The organism is Acinetobacter portensis (assembly GCF_023158935.1).
Lineage (GTDB): Bacteria > Pseudomonadota > Gammaproteobacteria > Pseudomonadales > Moraxellaceae > Acinetobacter > Acinetobacter faecalis.
Genome location: NZ_CP096120.1, coordinates 172,952 through 186,778, shown reverse-complemented (window position 1 = coordinate 186,778; position 13,827 = coordinate 172,952). Strand labels below are relative to the sequence as shown.

15 protein-coding genes, 1 pseudogene and 1 other annotated feature are annotated in these 13,827 nt (G+C 35.5%); of the genes and pseudogenes, 6 read left to right on the top strand and 10 right to left on the bottom strand.

All coding sequences use genetic code 11. From position 1 onward, the window contains the following. Positions 1-92 precede the first annotated feature (92 nt). Positions 93-1,025 (top strand): IS5 family transposase, encoded by a 933-nt coding sequence (locus MZO21_RS00870; protein ID WP_248103946.1) that lies wholly within the window; start codon positions 93-95, stop codon positions 1,023-1,025. An 81-nt stretch (positions 1,026-1,106) separates the two neighbouring features. On the opposite strand, the gene MZO21_RS00865 is transcribed toward MZO21_RS00870, so the two are convergent. Further along, the gene (locus MZO21_RS00865; protein WP_248103944.1) at positions 1,107-1,982 is read right to left on the bottom strand and encodes a pirin family protein; all 876 of its coding nucleotides are present in this window, start codon (positions 1,980-1,982) and stop codon (positions 1,107-1,109) included. Positions 1,983-2,261: 279 nt separating this feature from the next. On the opposite strand from MZO21_RS00865, the gene ycaC reads away from it, so the two are divergent. Continuing rightward, a complete protein-coding gene (gene ycaC / locus MZO21_RS00860) occupies positions 2,262-2,888 on the top strand; it encodes an isochorismate family cysteine hydrolase YcaC (RefSeq protein ID WP_248103942.1) in 627 nt (208 codons plus the stop codon). 121 nt (positions 2,889-3,009) lie between these two features. Next, a complete protein-coding gene (locus MZO21_RS00855) occupies positions 3,010-3,933 on the top strand; it encodes a LysR substrate-binding domain-containing protein (protein WP_248103940.1) in 924 nt (307 codons plus the stop codon). A 58-nt stretch (positions 3,934-3,991) separates the two neighbouring features. On the opposite strand, the gene ahpC is transcribed toward MZO21_RS00855, so the two are convergent. The 4 genes from ahpC to MZO21_RS15165 all read right to left on the bottom strand — a co-directional run bounded on the left by ahpC (position 3,992) and on the right by MZO21_RS15165 (position 5,818). Further along, entirely contained in the window at positions 3,992-4,555 is a 564-nt protein-coding gene (ahpC, locus tag MZO21_RS00850; RefSeq protein ID WP_248103938.1) for an alkyl hydroperoxide reductase subunit C, read from the bottom strand. 166 nt (positions 4,556-4,721) lie between these two features. After that, positions 4,722-5,207 (bottom strand): transposase, encoded by a 486-nt coding sequence (locus MZO21_RS00845; protein ID WP_227557093.1) that lies wholly within the window; start codon positions 5,205-5,207, stop codon positions 4,722-4,724. 47 nt (positions 5,208-5,254) lie between these two features. Beyond that, positions 5,255-5,560 carry an IS630 transposase-related protein gene (locus MZO21_RS00840; protein WP_087547287.1) on the bottom strand — a complete coding sequence of 102 codons (306 nt, stop codon included), beginning with the start codon at positions 5,558-5,560 and terminating at the stop codon, positions 5,255-5,257. A 21-nt stretch (positions 5,561-5,581) separates the two neighbouring features. After that, entirely contained in the window at positions 5,582-5,818 is a 237-nt protein-coding gene (locus MZO21_RS15165; protein WP_432613357.1) for a winged helix-turn-helix transcriptional regulator, read from the bottom strand. Here MZO21_RS15165 and MZO21_RS00835 point away from each other — a divergent pair. Then, positions 5,803-7,036: pseudogene (locus MZO21_RS00835) on the top strand (IS3 family transposase). The gene MZO21_RS15165 and the pseudogene MZO21_RS00835 overlap by 16 nt on opposite strands. Further along, positions 6,092-6,208 (top strand) — a sequence feature (AL1L pseudoknot). It overlaps the preceding pseudogene by 117 nt. A gap of 307 nt (positions 7,037-7,343) precedes the next feature. On the opposite strand, the gene ssb reads toward MZO21_RS00835, so the two are convergent. The 3 genes from ssb to MZO21_RS00820 form a co-directional block, all read right to left on the bottom strand. After that, positions 7,344-7,934: a single-stranded DNA-binding protein gene (ssb, locus tag MZO21_RS00830; RefSeq protein WP_154772598.1), complete on the bottom strand. Its 591-nt coding sequence runs from the start codon at positions 7,932-7,934 to the stop codon at positions 7,344-7,346. A 51-nt stretch (positions 7,935-7,985) separates the two neighbouring features. Next, entirely contained in the window at positions 7,986-9,350 is a 1,365-nt protein-coding gene (locus tag MZO21_RS00825; RefSeq protein WP_154772599.1) for an MFS transporter, read from the bottom strand. 153 nt (positions 9,351-9,503) lie between these two features. Then, positions 9,504-10,583, bottom strand: coding sequence for a DUF475 domain-containing protein (locus tag MZO21_RS00820; protein WP_154772600.1), 1,080 nt, complete (start codon positions 10,581-10,583; stop codon positions 9,504-9,506). Between the two features lie 320 nt (positions 10,584-10,903). Here MZO21_RS00820 and tenA point away from each other — a divergent pair, with 320 nt between their 5' ends. After that, positions 10,904-11,575, top strand: coding sequence for a thiaminase II (gene tenA / locus MZO21_RS00815; RefSeq protein WP_154772601.1), 672 nt, complete (start codon positions 10,904-10,906; stop codon positions 11,573-11,575). Positions 11,576-11,829: 254 nt separating this feature from the next. Here tenA and MZO21_RS00810 read toward each other — a convergent pair whose 3' ends face one another. Continuing rightward, positions 11,830-12,171, bottom strand: coding sequence for a GlpM family protein (locus MZO21_RS00810; RefSeq protein ID WP_154772602.1), 342 nt, complete (start codon positions 12,169-12,171; stop codon positions 11,830-11,832). Positions 12,172-12,963: 792 nt separating this feature from the next. Here MZO21_RS00810 and MZO21_RS00805 point away from each other — a divergent pair. Then, a complete protein-coding gene (locus MZO21_RS00805; protein ID WP_154772603.1) occupies positions 12,964-13,344 on the top strand; it encodes a hypothetical protein in 381 nt (126 codons plus the stop codon). A 38-nt stretch (positions 13,345-13,382) separates the two neighbouring features. Here the strand turns inward: MZO21_RS00805 and MZO21_RS00800 are convergent, their stop codons facing one another. Next, on the bottom strand, positions 13,383-13,739 hold the full coding sequence (locus tag MZO21_RS00800; RefSeq protein WP_154772651.1) for a DUF1304 domain-containing protein: 357 nt from the start codon (positions 13,737-13,739) through the stop codon (positions 13,383-13,385). Positions 13,740-13,827: the final 88 nt, after the last annotated feature.

Here is a 13,827-nt window from a genome sequence, read left to right as displayed (position 1 = left end):
AGTAAAAACTACCAGATTATTAATTTATTGTGCGTATCGGCTTTGTTGCATAAACCTAGCATGGAAGACTTATTCAGCCATATAATTTCAAAATGAATAAGCCTGCCTCTAAAATCTATCGTACAACCAATTGGTCGTCCTATAATCGAGCTTTAATTAACCGAGGTAATATTTCCATTTGGTTTGATCCAAAGACTCAGTGGTATGCACAATCACAAGGTAAGCAAGGTCGAAATCAAACCTACTCTGATACAGCGATTCAATGTTGCTTAATGATCAAATCACTATTCCGACTCTCTTTACGCATGGTCACAGGTTTTGTGCAAAGCCTAATTAAACTTTCTGGATTAGATTGGACAGCTCCGGATTACACTACGCTGTGCAGAAGACAAAAACATATTGATATTGTGATTAGCTATCAAAAAAGCAGTGATGGCTTGCATCTACTCGTAGACTCAACAGGTCTAAAGTTTATGGGTGAAGGTGAGTGGAAACGCAAAAAACATGGGGCTGAATATCGTCGCCAATGGCGTAAGCTTCATATTGCTATAGATGCTGAAACCCTTCAAATACGTGCTGTACAGCTCACTACAAATAATGTCAGCGACTCACAAGTACTCGAAGATTTACTTGCTCAAATTCCCTTAGATGAACAAATGGATTCTGTTTATACAGATGGTGCTTATGATACAAAGCACTGCCGACAAGTCATTTTAGATCGAGATGCACATGCGATCATTCCACCTAGAAAGAATGCAAAGCCTTGGAAGGATCAGCAAGCGAGGTCTATAGAGCGGAACGAATTATTAAAGACAGTCAAACGGCTAGGCAGATCGCTTTGGAAAAAGTGGTCTGGTTATCACCGTCGAAGTTTGGTTGAAACCAAGATGCATTGCATCAAATTATTAGGCGATAAATTAACAGCAAGGAGCTTTCCGAGTCAGGTAAATGAGATCCACGCACGCGTAGCAGTTTTGAATAAATTCACAGAATTAGGTCGTCCTCATACCCAAGTTGTCTCTTAAATTTGGAATACTTGGGATAATTTTATCTCTGAAATCTTTATGCAACAAAGCCATTTAGAAAAATACAATTCACTATTTAAATTAATGCATTACAGGGATTTCTCCAAATTTCCCATTATTAAAATCATCAAATGCTTTAATAATTTCTTCTTTCGTATTCATTACAAATGGACCATAACCTTGAATAGGCTCATTTAATGGCTCACCTGTAAGAACTAAGAACTTAGCAGTGCTGGTCGCTTCAAGTTGAATATCTGTATCGCTATCTTTGTTAAAAATAACAATAGAACTATCCAACACTTTTTGTGTGTCGTTTAATAGCATTTCACCTTCCAGCACTACAAACAAAACAGTATGACCAACAGGAACTTGAATCATCTCTTTGTGACCTACAGTTAATTCACCATCCCATACATTAATGGGACTAAAAGTAGATGTTGGACCTTGAGTTTTCGCAAACTCACCTGCAATCACACGTAAATGACCTACATTATCTTTGAATTGAAGTACTGGAATATCTTTGGCTTCAATTGCTTGATAACGTGGTGCTGTCATTTTGTCTTTAGCAGGTAAATTCACCCACAATTGTGCCATTTGAAACAATCCACCTTTTTTTGCAAATTCAGGAGAATGAAATTCCTCATGCACAAGACCGGCACCTGCTGTCATCCATTGCACATCACCTGTTTTAATGGTTCCACCACCACCAGCTGAGTCTTTATGAGTGACTTCGCATTGGTAAGCAATTGTCACTGTTTCAAAACCACGATGAGGATGTGAACCTACACCACGTTGAGCAGTAGATGGATCAAATGGGTAAGGCGAAGCATAATCTAAAAGTAAAAATGGGCTAATCGCCTGACCTAAACGATCATAAGAAAATAGACCTTTCATTGGGAAACCATCACCCACCCAATGCATATTTTCATTGCGATAAACGCCTATAATTTTTTTCATTTCAAGCTCCTACGCTCGAACTTAACTTGCGATTATTTTATGTTTTATAGCGCCTTTAACCAATGGCTCAGGCAGAAAACAGCATCTCATAATTAGAACAATTAATAACTATATAAATTAATATTTCAACTAAATGTCATTTTATCTCATTTTTAAGATTATAAATCCTGAAAAACAGGCTATATCAAAAAAACTATCCTATTAATATGAATATTCACTAGAGATTGATCTTACTTTCAGTCATCTAATTTACTTCTATTAAAATTAAAGGATGCCATCATGGGTAAGCCATATGTTCGTTTAGATAAAGACAATGCAGTAGTATTATTAGTAGATCATCAAACAGGTTTACTTTCTTTAGTTCGTGATATCGATCCAGATAAATTTAAAAATAACGTATTAGCTCTTGCAGCTGCTGCAAAATATTTCAACCTTCCAACAATTTTAACAACGAGCTTTGAAGAAGGTCCTAACGGTCCTTTAGTTCCAGAATTAAAAGAAATGTTCCCAGATGCACCTTATATTGCACGTCCTGGACAAATTAATGCTTGGGATAACGAAGATTTTGTTAAAGCTGTTAAAGCAACAGGTAAAAAACAAATTATTATTGCTGGTGTTGTAACTGAAGTTTGTGTTGCATTCCCTACTTTATCTGCACTAGAAGAAGACTTCGATGTATTCGTAATTACTGATGCATCTGGCACGTTTAACCACTTAACTCGTGATGCTGCTTGGCAACGTATGAGCAGTGCTGGCGCACAATTAATGACTTGGTTTGGCGCAGCAGGTGAATTACACCGCGACTGGCGCAACGATATTGATGGTTTAGGTGCTTTATTTAGCCAGCACATTCCAGACTATCGCAACCTAATTAACAGCTACATTCAAAACACAACTAAAAAATAAGTTTTAGTTTTCATATAAAAGCGATCTTTTGATCGCTTTTATTATTTTTAGATTCGTATTTGAATAATATCCTTTATGATTAATATTCAAATTTCAAAATCCTACTTTGTACGGAGCGAATATGCATTCATTTGATGATTACTATTACTTTTACCTTGTTGTAAAACATGGTGGTTTTAGTGCAGCCAGTGAAGCAACGAATATTACAAAATCTAAGTTAAGCCGTAGAATTTTAGACTTAGAAAATAAATTTGATGTCACGCTTATTCAAAGATCAACTCGACATTTTAAAGTTACACCCTTAGGACAAGAATTCTTTGAAGCATGTGAAAAAATTATTTCGCAAACAAATTTTGCTCAAAATATTTTAACCAAACAAACCTTAGAGCCTAAAGGCTTAGTCAAATTAAGCTGTCCATCTGTCATGATGGAACATCAAATTCGTCCACTACTCAATCAATTTTTAAAGCAATACCCACAAGTAAAAGTAGAAATGGAACTTACTAGCCGTCGTGTTGATATTTTGCATGATGATATTGATTTAGCGATTAGAACCAATTTTGAAAATAATGAAGATTCAAGCATTATTGTACGTGATGTGATTCGTACTACACATTGTTTAGTCGCAAGTCCTGAATTATTGAATGGTCATATCATTGAGCATGTGACTGAGCTTTGTAATTATCCAAGCATTGTTTTAGGTACACAAAAAACCAATTATCGTTGGTCTTTATACAATGAAAAGCATAAAGAAGAAATTGATATTCTCTTAGATCCAAGAGTGAAAAGTAACGATTTATCTGGCGCTTATTTTTCGGCTTTAGATGGTTTAGGTATTGCTGATTTACCTTTTTTAACTGTAGAAAAAGATATTCAAGAAGGTCGATTAATCCATATATTACCTGAATGGTGTTCTAACATTGGAACAGTGCAAATTGTCTATTCTTCAAGAAAAGGACAGCGTCTTGTCATGGAAAAATTAATTGATCATTTAATTGAAGGTATTAGAAGTTATGCAGAATCGAGCAAAGGCTATTTAATATAATTTTAAAATTCATATAAAAAGCCAGAACAAATGTTCTGGCTTTTCTTTTATCTAAAACTTAGATTTTACCAACTAGGTCAATTGACGGCGCTAAAGTTGCATCGCCTTCTTTCCATTTAGCAGGGCAAACTTCACCTGGGTGAGCATAAACATATTGAGCTGCTTTTAGTTTACGAAGCAATTCAGATGCATCACGACCAATACCACCTGCATTAATTTCTACAATTTGAATTGTTCCGTTTGGATCAATTACGAAAGTACCACGGTCTGCTAGACCATCTTGCTCAATAAGAACTTCAAAGTTTTTAGCAAGTGCCCAAGTTGGATCACCTACCATTGGATATTCAATTTTTTTGATTTCTTCAGAAGAATCATGCCAAGCTTTATGCGTGAAATGTGTATCTGTCGAAACAGAATAAACTTCAACACCCATTTTTTGGAATTCAGCATAATGATCAGCTAAATCGCCTAATTCTGTTGGACATACAAATGTGAAATCTGCAGGATAGAAAAATACAACAGACCATTTTCCAATCATGTCTTTATCAGACACTTCAATGAATTCACCATTTTTATAAGCTGTGGCTGTAAATGGTTTTACTTGGGTGTTAATTAAACTCATGAGATATTCCTCTAGCTTCAATTTATATAAGTGCTTATCTTGTGAAGCTAGAATACGAAAATATCAAACATTGGTAAAACAGTACTTTTTTATAATTTTAATCGTTTTTTTAAATCAAAAGATAAACTTTCATTCTTAAACCAAATTTTAAGATGACATGCTATAGCTAAATACTAAATAAATCATTACAGTAATCTTTAAATAATTTATCAATATCTTTAACTCTAAACTTATTTCGAATCGCCTTGACTCGCGACCACATATTTTCTATTGGATTTAAATCTGGACTATATCTAGGAAGCCACACAATGTAATGGCCCGCACAACGTACCAACTCCTGAAGTCTTTTCCCTTTGTGAAAGGTCGCATTGTCCATAATCAAAACACTGCTTTCTTTCAACTTAGGTAATAAATCCTGTTCAATCCAACATTCAAATACTTCTGTGTTCACTGAACAATTAAACACACCAACTGTCAGCAATCTATTTTCAATGATTGCACCGATCACATTACTGCAATTCTTCAACTGCCAGTTAAATTTACCTTCAGCACGTGTTCCTTGAAGGCTATAACTATGAGTTCTGGTACTTTCACTTTGAAAACCACTTTCATCTATGTAAATCAGAGGCAATTTCCCTTCTAAACACTCTATGAGATTTTGAAATTGCTGACGTTGATTTTGATCTGCTTTAGGATGCTTTAACGTCTTTTTTTACGCGATATTCCTGCGGCATGTAACGCATTAAATACCGCATGAGTGCTTACTCCTAAACGTTCAGCTCGCTCATACTGATAATCATCAGGATATTGTTCAACATCCTTCAATATTTGCTCTCTGCTAATTTTAGCTGGACGGCCAGGAATAGGTTTGTTTGTAGTGGACTTTTTCCAGTTCTGAATTGTCTGTATACAGATGTTAAAATGCTGTGCTGCTTTTCGCACAGACATTTCATCTCGAATCATAATTTCTATGACTTTGTCTTTAAAATCTTTTGAATATCCCATATCTCTATTGTTCTATAGTTTTTAGGATTTGGCTATATATATACGATGCTCTTTCCCCCACTTCACCATCATTACAATAACATCTTCTAAATTTTTACCAGATTCCGTTAAGCCATATTTTGTAATGCTTAAACCATTTTCAATGACTTCGACCTTTTTAATAATGCCATTAATTTCTAGCTCTTTAAGTTCTGAACCGTACCGGGTTTGTCGGAGACCAAGCTTTCTGAGAGAATGTCCCGATGAAAAAAGTAAAATATACCCCTGAAATCAGAGAAAGAGCGGTTCAATTATTGATTGAATGCGAGAAAGATTATCCATCGAATTGGGCTGCGATCACCGCTATTGCTCCCTGAGCAGTATACTGCGCAAGGGTTGTACTCCTGAAACACTACGTGTTTGGTATCAAAAATATTTAGATAAACAAAATCCAGTTAAAGTACAGCAGCTTTCAGACCAAGAACGTATCAAACAACTGGAACGCGAAAATAAAGAACTGCAACGCGCCAATGAAATTCTACGTAAAGCAGCCGCTTTTTTCGCCCAGGCGGAGCTCGACCGCCCACACAAATAATGGTGGATTTTATCCATAATAATAAAGAGCTGTACGGAGTCGAGGCGATTTGTAGAATTTTACCGATCGCACCTTCAACCTATTACCGGACTCTAGATCTCTGTGAAAATCCAGAACATCGAGCAAAGCGAGATTTACATGACTTGCATCATGCTGAGGAGATTAAACAAATTTGGAAGGAAAGTTCAGGTCGGTATGGTGTACGTAAAGTCTGGCAAAAACTGAAACGTGAAGGCTATATTATTGCGCGCTGTACTGTTGCTCGATTAATGCAAAAGCTAGGTATACAAGGTGTTTGGCGTGGTAAGAACAAACAAACCACCCGTAGCCGAGATGACCAAAAACGAGCAGATGATTTAGTGAAACGTAATTTTACTGCTGATCATCCTGACCAACTGTGGGTGAGTGACTTTACGTATATTCAAACAAATTCAGGCTGGGTTTATACTGCATTTATTATTGATGTGTTCTCACGAGCAATTGTTGGATGGAAAGTATCGACACGGATGAATACAGATATGGTGCTCGATGCATTGGAGCAAGCATTGCATGATCGAGGCATGCCAAAGAATGTGATTCATCATTCCGACAGAGGTGTGCAATATCTTTCCATTCGCTATACCAATCGTTTAGAAGCAGCAAATTTACGAGCATCAGTCGGTACGACTGGTGATTCATACGATAATGCTTTGGCTGAAACGGTGAATGGCTTATACAAAACAGAGGTGATTGAATATCTAAAAGCAGATTGGCAAGGTTTAGCAGATGTACAACTTGCGACACTAAACTGGGTAGATTGGTTCAATAAAGAGCGTGTACATAGTGCACTAGGTTATGTATCACCTTTTGATTTTGAAGCAATGTACTATGATAAGATTAACCCGTTAGGTCAGGTGGCCTAACTTAAATAAAAAACTCTCCGACAAACCCGGTACGGTTCAATTTCTTAAATGAATGATCGTATATAAATTTGGATAAGTCATAGGAACACCATCACTATTCAAAAGAACAGCGAATCTCTCACCACCTTCAGCTATGAAGTTTTTACGACGTAAGTTAGACATACTCAAGAACAATAAATACAATATTCTATATTATATAAAGTTATTTTTAAGAAATACAAGTTTTTTAGATTGAAAAAAAAATAAGAACCCAATTTAAATCAGATTCTTACTCTATCTTAAATACAATATTTAGTTATTGTATAGTCTAAAATGGTAAATCATCATCTAAATCTGAAGGTGCTGTTGCCATTGGTTTAGCAGGTTGTGGCTTAGGCGCTTGGAAACCTTGATTTACATTGTTGCCATAGTTACCTTGAGGTGCTTGCTGTTGGTTGTTATATCCACCAGTTTGCTGACCACCATAACCACCTTGATTACCGTAGTTATTACCACCACCTTGGTTATTATTGTTAAAACGTGGCTGAGCAAAACCATCTTGATCGCCACTTTGTTGCTGACGATTCGCAGAATCTAACATTTGCATTTGTTCGCCACGAATTTCAGTCGTGTAACGTTCTTGACCACTTTGATCAGTCCATTGGCGTGTACGCAATGAACCTTCAATATAAACCTTAGAACCTTTACGCAAATATTGCTGAGCAATTTCACCTAAACGGTTATGCAATACAATACGGTGCCATTCAGTTTGTTCTTTACGTTCGCCAGATGTTTTATCTGTCCAAGATTCACTTGTTGCAATAGAAAACTGAGTAAGTGAGCCACCATTTTGAAAGGTTTTTGTTTCTGGGTCTTTACCCAAAGTACCAACTAAGATTACTTTATTTACGCCGCGCATTTGCTGTTATCTTCCTATTCGATTCTATGTTTTACTTTATAAGAGTTCTCATTAAATGACTACCTCTTTACCTAACAAGTGCGTTAAATGTTGTCGTGCAGTATCATCTATCTGCAATTTATCAACTTTTACATAAGCAACTTGCTGTTCAGGCATCACTAAGACTTCTTCAATACCACGAATTGCCAATAATTGAGAAGTCCATTCATCTGTTTGTTTTGTCTCTGGCAATCTTAATACCAATGATGATAAATAATGAGGTTGAGACAGACCAAAACTAATAATTAACCAAATAATTGCGATTACCGTAAGTATGCCCCATCCCATTGCCGTGTTGTTAAGCATGATCAATTGACCACCCAAAATACCACCACAAAATGCACCTAAAAATTGACCGCTCGCATTTACACCCATTGCCGTTGCTTTAGACTGAATTGGCGCAGCTTTAGATAACCAAGAAGGCAACAAAGCTTCCATCACATTAAATGCAATAAAGAATAATCCTAAGCCTAAAAGCAGAATGTATTTAGATTCAAATCCAAATATCATAAAGATTAAACCTAAGATAATTCCACCAATTGCTGTGAGGAAAATGCCTCGCATTTTGCGATATTTTTCAGCCAAAATAATACTTGGAAATGCAAAAAACAAGCTTAAAACGAGAAGTGGTAAATAGATTAAACCGTGGCTCGAAAGTGGGATTTTTGCATAATTAATGAGTTGTAAAGGCACATAAATAAACATGGCTGTAAGTAGTAAGTGCAATGAAAAAACAGAAACATGAAGTCTGTTTAAATCTTTCATTTTCAGCACTTCTTTCAACTGTACAAAATAGCCTTGTTGAAAGTTTTTATGATGGCGCGTGACTTTTGGTACAAGCAATAACATAGAAATGGCAAGCATCCCCATAATAGTTGTTACCCAAAATAGACCTGAAATTCCCACTAAACTGGTTAACCAAGGCCCTAAACTAAAGGCAATAACAAAAGATAAGCCAATACTCATGCCCATCATTGCCATTGCTTTAGAACGCTGTTCTTCACGAGTAACGTCTGCCAGTAATGCCATAACCACCGCAGAAACTGCGCCACCACCTGCAATAGCACGACCAATAATCACGCCATAAATAGTGTCGGACATGGCAGCAATTGCACCACCTAAAGCAAAAAGTAAAAGTCCAAATACAATAAGTGGTTTACGACTGTAACGGTCTGCAATAAGACTAAATGGAATTTGTAAAATAGCTTGAGTTAAACCATATACACCTACTGCTAAACCAATCAGCGCAGGCGTTGCCCCTTCATAAGCCTGACCTGCCACTGAAAATACAGGGATGATCATGAACAAACCCAACATGCGTAAGGCAAAAATACTACTTAAAGCAAAGGTTGAGCGACGTTCTAGGGCATTCATCATAGGTCGTTAAAACTCGTTAATTTCTGTGGAAGATTATAGGACATTTGGTGCAATTCTCGGCATATATTTTATTTGAATTAAAGATCATCTCCATCTAAAAAAAAAAAAAGCGTAACTTACGTTACGCTTCTCAACAACTTAATCACAAATAGATCATGTTATTTGTCGTTTATTATATTGAATAGATGCAATAACAGCCCAAACAATAAATGCCACACCAATTAAGCCTGTTAAAACTTCTGGAACATGTAAGCCTGTACCACTCGCAATCATAATAAATGCTAAAGCACCAATTGCATAATGCGCACCATGCTCAAGGTAAATGTATGCATCTAAAGTACCTTTATCGACTAAATAAATTGTCATAGAACGTACAAACATTGCGCCAATTGCTAAACCTAACATAATGATAACAACGTCTGAAGTAATGGCAAAAGCACCAATTACACCATCAAAACTAAACGATGCATCTAATACTTCTAAGTAAAGGAAACCACCAATACCTGCTTTAACCACACCACCTGGAACAATATTACCTTGCTTATCTATACTGTTACCGTCTTCATCTACTTCAGGTTCACCACCCAATAAGTGACTTAAAACTTGAACACCAACATAAACAACAATACCCCAAATACCCGCCATTGTTACAACCAAACGTTTCGCTTCATCTACGTTTGCAGCCATAATTAATAAAGCAATAAGGGCAATAAACACAGACATTGCAGGTACATTTGCTAGGCTTGCTAAACGGCGCTCAACCCATTTAAACCAATGCGTATCTTTACCTTCATCTAAGAAGAAGTTTAAAAATACTAATAACAAGAATGATCCACCAAATGCCGCAATTTCAGGATGATGATCCATTAAACGTTGTGAATAGGTTTTAGGATCGTTCAGTGCCAATTTCACCACTTCCACAAAACCCATATCTGCTGTTACAGCAACAATAGCGACAGGGAAAATTAAGCGCATACCAAAAACAGCAACTAAAATACCTACTGTTAAAAACAGCATTTTCCAGAAATGATCCCAATGGCGTAAAACTGAAGCATTTACAACTGCATTATCGAAAGATAAAGACACTTCCATAATGGCTAAAATGGTAGTTACCGTTAACGCTGTAAGCATTGTACGTATGCCCGCTTCTGGCCCATGGGTATAACCCCAATATGCAGAAATTGCTAAACACACGATCGTAAAAAAGATAGAGAAACCAAAATGTTTCAACATGGCAGAACGACCTTAAATAATTTCAATATTAAAATTTGGTAAAATTATACAGCACAAAATTTACTTTTATTTTCAGTTTTAGATATTCCGATATCTGCAGTTTTCTGTCTTTGTGTAATTTTACCTTGGAAGATAATCAAGCAGGTTTAAGTGTTGTCTGATTTAACTTGGTTCAATTATGAACGTTTTTTTAAATTAATCCAAAAAGTTCATATTATTTTTTGAAACCGAGTAATTATTAATACTTCTTCAACACCATTCATGCACACAATTGTTATATTAAGCTCAACAATATCAACATGCTCTAAACAGGATTTGAAATGAGCTTTTCACAAGACGTTTGGTCACAAAATTTATATTTATATCAAAAAACACTTCAGCATCCTTTTAACCAAGAACTTGCGCAAGGCACTTTAAATAAAGATGCGTTTTGCCATTATGTGATTCAAGATGCGCATTATTTAGTGGCGTATGGTCGTTCACTTGCAGTATGTGCTGCAAAGGCATTCAGCGCAGAAGAAATTATTCAGTTTTCAGAAGCAGCAAAACTTGCGATTGTTTTTGAACGTGAAATGCATAATGACTTTTTAGATCAATTTAAAATTTCTGCGCAAGATTTTGAATCGACTCCTCTTACGCTTGCTTGCCATCATTACACTTCTTTCTTACAAGCAACGGCTTGGTCTGAAAGCTACCCTGTTGTTTTAGCATCTCTATTACCATGTTTCTGGATTTATGCTGAAGTGGGTAAAGATATTGTGAATAAATCGGTAGAAAATAATCCGTACCAAGCTTGGATTGATACTTATGCAAGCGATGATTTCCACGAAGCGGTGCAAAAAGTCATTGAAACTGTAGATGCGGTTGCTGAACGTGCTGATGCCGATACGCTTGAAAAAATGCATCAGGCTTATACACGTGCAGCACAACTTGAATGGCTGTTCTGGGATGGTGCTTATCATCAAAGACAGTGGAACGGTTTAGAGGCTTAATTGCTAATACAAAGCTAAAACTTCATTTTGATACGTGACAAACTCATCCACTGCTGTTCGAGGCAAACAGGTATTTTAAAAATTCCGTTTCTGCGACTATTCTAAAAGATGTTTATTTTTGACGAGTTCAGTGGATGACAAAAGGTTTTGGCTACTTTTGCCGTTATAAAAGTAGCAATTGAGCTCCTCACTTACATAAGCTCAATAGAAAGATTCTATCTCAATGAAAATCTTTATTTAAAGAAAACTTTAATTTACTGATGATACAACTGCCAACCATAAATTAAACCTGCTGCAGCAATCACCCAACATAAAGTCGCAAGTCCTAAGCACGACCACATCGACATTTTAGTTGCCAGTACATAGACCATAAACAAATAAATAAAGTATGGAATAAGTGACCATAAACCGAAAAGTGCAGTTTTCTGTAGAGCTTCTGCCCCTTGTTGTTGTGAAACTATGACATGTGCAATAAGTGCAAATGTAGGGAATAAAGGAACTAAACCTGCAATATAGAATGCTTTGCTTTTAGATAAAACTGCAATAATTAAGACAACAGCAGCACCAAGTACGCACTTCAGAAACAACCCAAACATAATTTATTATTCACAAATTCCTTTTTTAATAGTATCGCGAAATTCATATTTTTTTAATAGACAGTAAATTTTTACAACGAGATGAATTGAGATTTTAATTTTAGTTAAATAGAGAAATATACAAAGTTTAATTAACGAAAATTTTCCAAAACCATTTAAAGATATTACCAACCGCATTAGGAAATAAATAGCCTATAACGAAACAGCAAATTACTGTAAAAATTACAATTTTAGGTGAGCTAATTGTAGAGCTTAGATATAGAGAGAAAAACATTGCTAGCCCTAGACCTAAAATGATCCCACCTACAGAATAGTAAAATGCTGTAATTAAACGTTCAGAATTGTCCATTCTTTTAACTACCTACTGGAAAGCCGTGAAACATCCATTGTATGCCCCACAAAATAGCGAGGATTAAAATTATTAAAAAGATAATTTCTATTTTTTTCATTTTTAAATATTTCTAAAACCAACATAATACCTGCTCAAGATAAGTCTTTATAGCTCTTAATTCAAATACTTAAATTATTTCAAAGTATCCAATTTTAATCGACTAGATCTATATATTTTTATATTTCACGAATTCATATAATTCCCGTTAATCCCCAAAAACAGAAAAAATTTAAATCCTCAAAATATTAAAAACACTAAAGTATAAAAACCAGCATCTTTAAACCGAATAAAATTTGGCATTTCAATCGTTAAAATTACACTACTAAAACTTGTAATTATGCTCACTTCCAATATTATAAACGATAATCATTATCGTTTATTTAATTCTTGGGGTTAGCTATATGACAATTGAAACACAAGGTACTGAAGCCATCCGTGCCATGATTACATTGCGAAAGTGCTGGTTTGAAAATGACGAAATCTACTTAAATCAAGGCTGTTTACATTGCGGTTCTGCTGCAACGTACCTCATTTATTTTACCAACCGAAAAGTTCAAAAATTAATGCTCGACTTTATTGGGAAATTTAACTGCAACGCTAAACTCAATTTTGATTTTCTAGATATCGAAAACTTTCCCGAACAATACGAACAGTTTCTATCTCAACTCGAACGCTTAGTCATCCAATATTCATTTGGTAAAACCCAACAGAAAAAAACACAGTCTTTTGAAGATATTGAATCTATTTTCGAGCGCAGTTATAACGCTGTATGTTTTGCCTAATAATCACCTAACATTTATATAAAACATAAACTTAGAATTTAATTAAATAGATACAGCACCCCAAGTGTAATGATTGCAGGTAAAGCCTGAATAAAGAATATTTTCTTGCTTGCAGTCATTGCACCATAAATACCGGCAACCACAATACAACTCAAAAAGAAGGTCGCTATATGGATAGAAAAACTCGACTTTTCAACAACTGCCCAAAGTAATCCTAGGGCTAAAAAACCATTATACAAACCCTGATTTTGTGCCAAAACCTTTGTAATTTTCGCTTTTTCTAAACTGTTTCCAAAAGCTTTCATACCAAGTGGCTTATCCCATAAAAACATTTCTAAAATCAAAAAATAGATGTGTAATAACGCAATAAATACCATTAGAAACTTAGCAATCAACATTGTGTTTTCCTTGTTTTATTTTGATAAAATCCAAACTTATTATTTCTTCTGCGCTATAAATAACATGAAATTGAAAAAAGTATGT

What these genes read in the sequence shown, in the direction of transcription:
- MZO21_RS00870 (WP_248103946.1), top strand. Translation starts at nt 93, where the DNA reads ATGAATAAGCCTGCCTCTAAAATCTATCGTACAACCAATTGGTCGTCC.
- MZO21_RS00865 (WP_248103944.1), bottom strand. Translation starts at nt 1,982, where the DNA reads ATGAAAAAAATTATAGGCGTTTATCGCAATGAAAATATGCATTGGGTG.
- ycaC (WP_248103942.1), top strand. Translation starts at nt 2,262, where the DNA reads ATGGGTAAGCCATATGTTCGTTTAGATAAAGACAATGCAGTAGTATTA.
- MZO21_RS00855 (WP_248103940.1), top strand. Translation starts at nt 3,010, where the DNA reads ATGCATTCATTTGATGATTACTATTACTTTTACCTTGTTGTAAAACAT.
- ahpC (WP_248103938.1), bottom strand. Translation starts at nt 4,555, where the DNA reads ATGAGTTTAATTAACACCCAAGTAAAACCATTTACAGCCACAGCTTAT.
- MZO21_RS00840 (WP_087547287.1), bottom strand. Translation starts at nt 5,560, where the DNA reads ATGGGATATTCAAAAGATTTTAAAGACAAAGTCATAGAAATTATGATT.
- ssb (WP_154772598.1), bottom strand. Translation starts at nt 7,934, where the DNA reads ATGCGCGGCGTAAATAAAGTAATCTTAGTTGGTACTTTGGGTAAAGAC.
- MZO21_RS00825 (WP_154772599.1), bottom strand. Translation starts at nt 9,350, where the DNA reads ATGATGAATGCCCTAGAACGTCGCTCAACCTTTGCTTTAAGTAGTATT.
- MZO21_RS00820 (WP_154772600.1), bottom strand. Translation starts at nt 10,583, where the DNA reads ATGTTGAAACATTTTGGTTTCTCTATCTTTTTTACGATCGTGTGTTTA.
- tenA (WP_154772601.1), top strand. Translation starts at nt 10,904, where the DNA reads ATGAGCTTTTCACAAGACGTTTGGTCACAAAATTTATATTTATATCAA.
- MZO21_RS00810 (WP_154772602.1), bottom strand. Translation starts at nt 12,171, where the DNA reads ATGTTTGGGTTGTTTCTGAAGTGCGTACTTGGTGCTGCTGTTGTCTTA.
- MZO21_RS00805 (WP_154772603.1), top strand. Translation starts at nt 12,964, where the DNA reads ATGACAATTGAAACACAAGGTACTGAAGCCATCCGTGCCATGATTACA.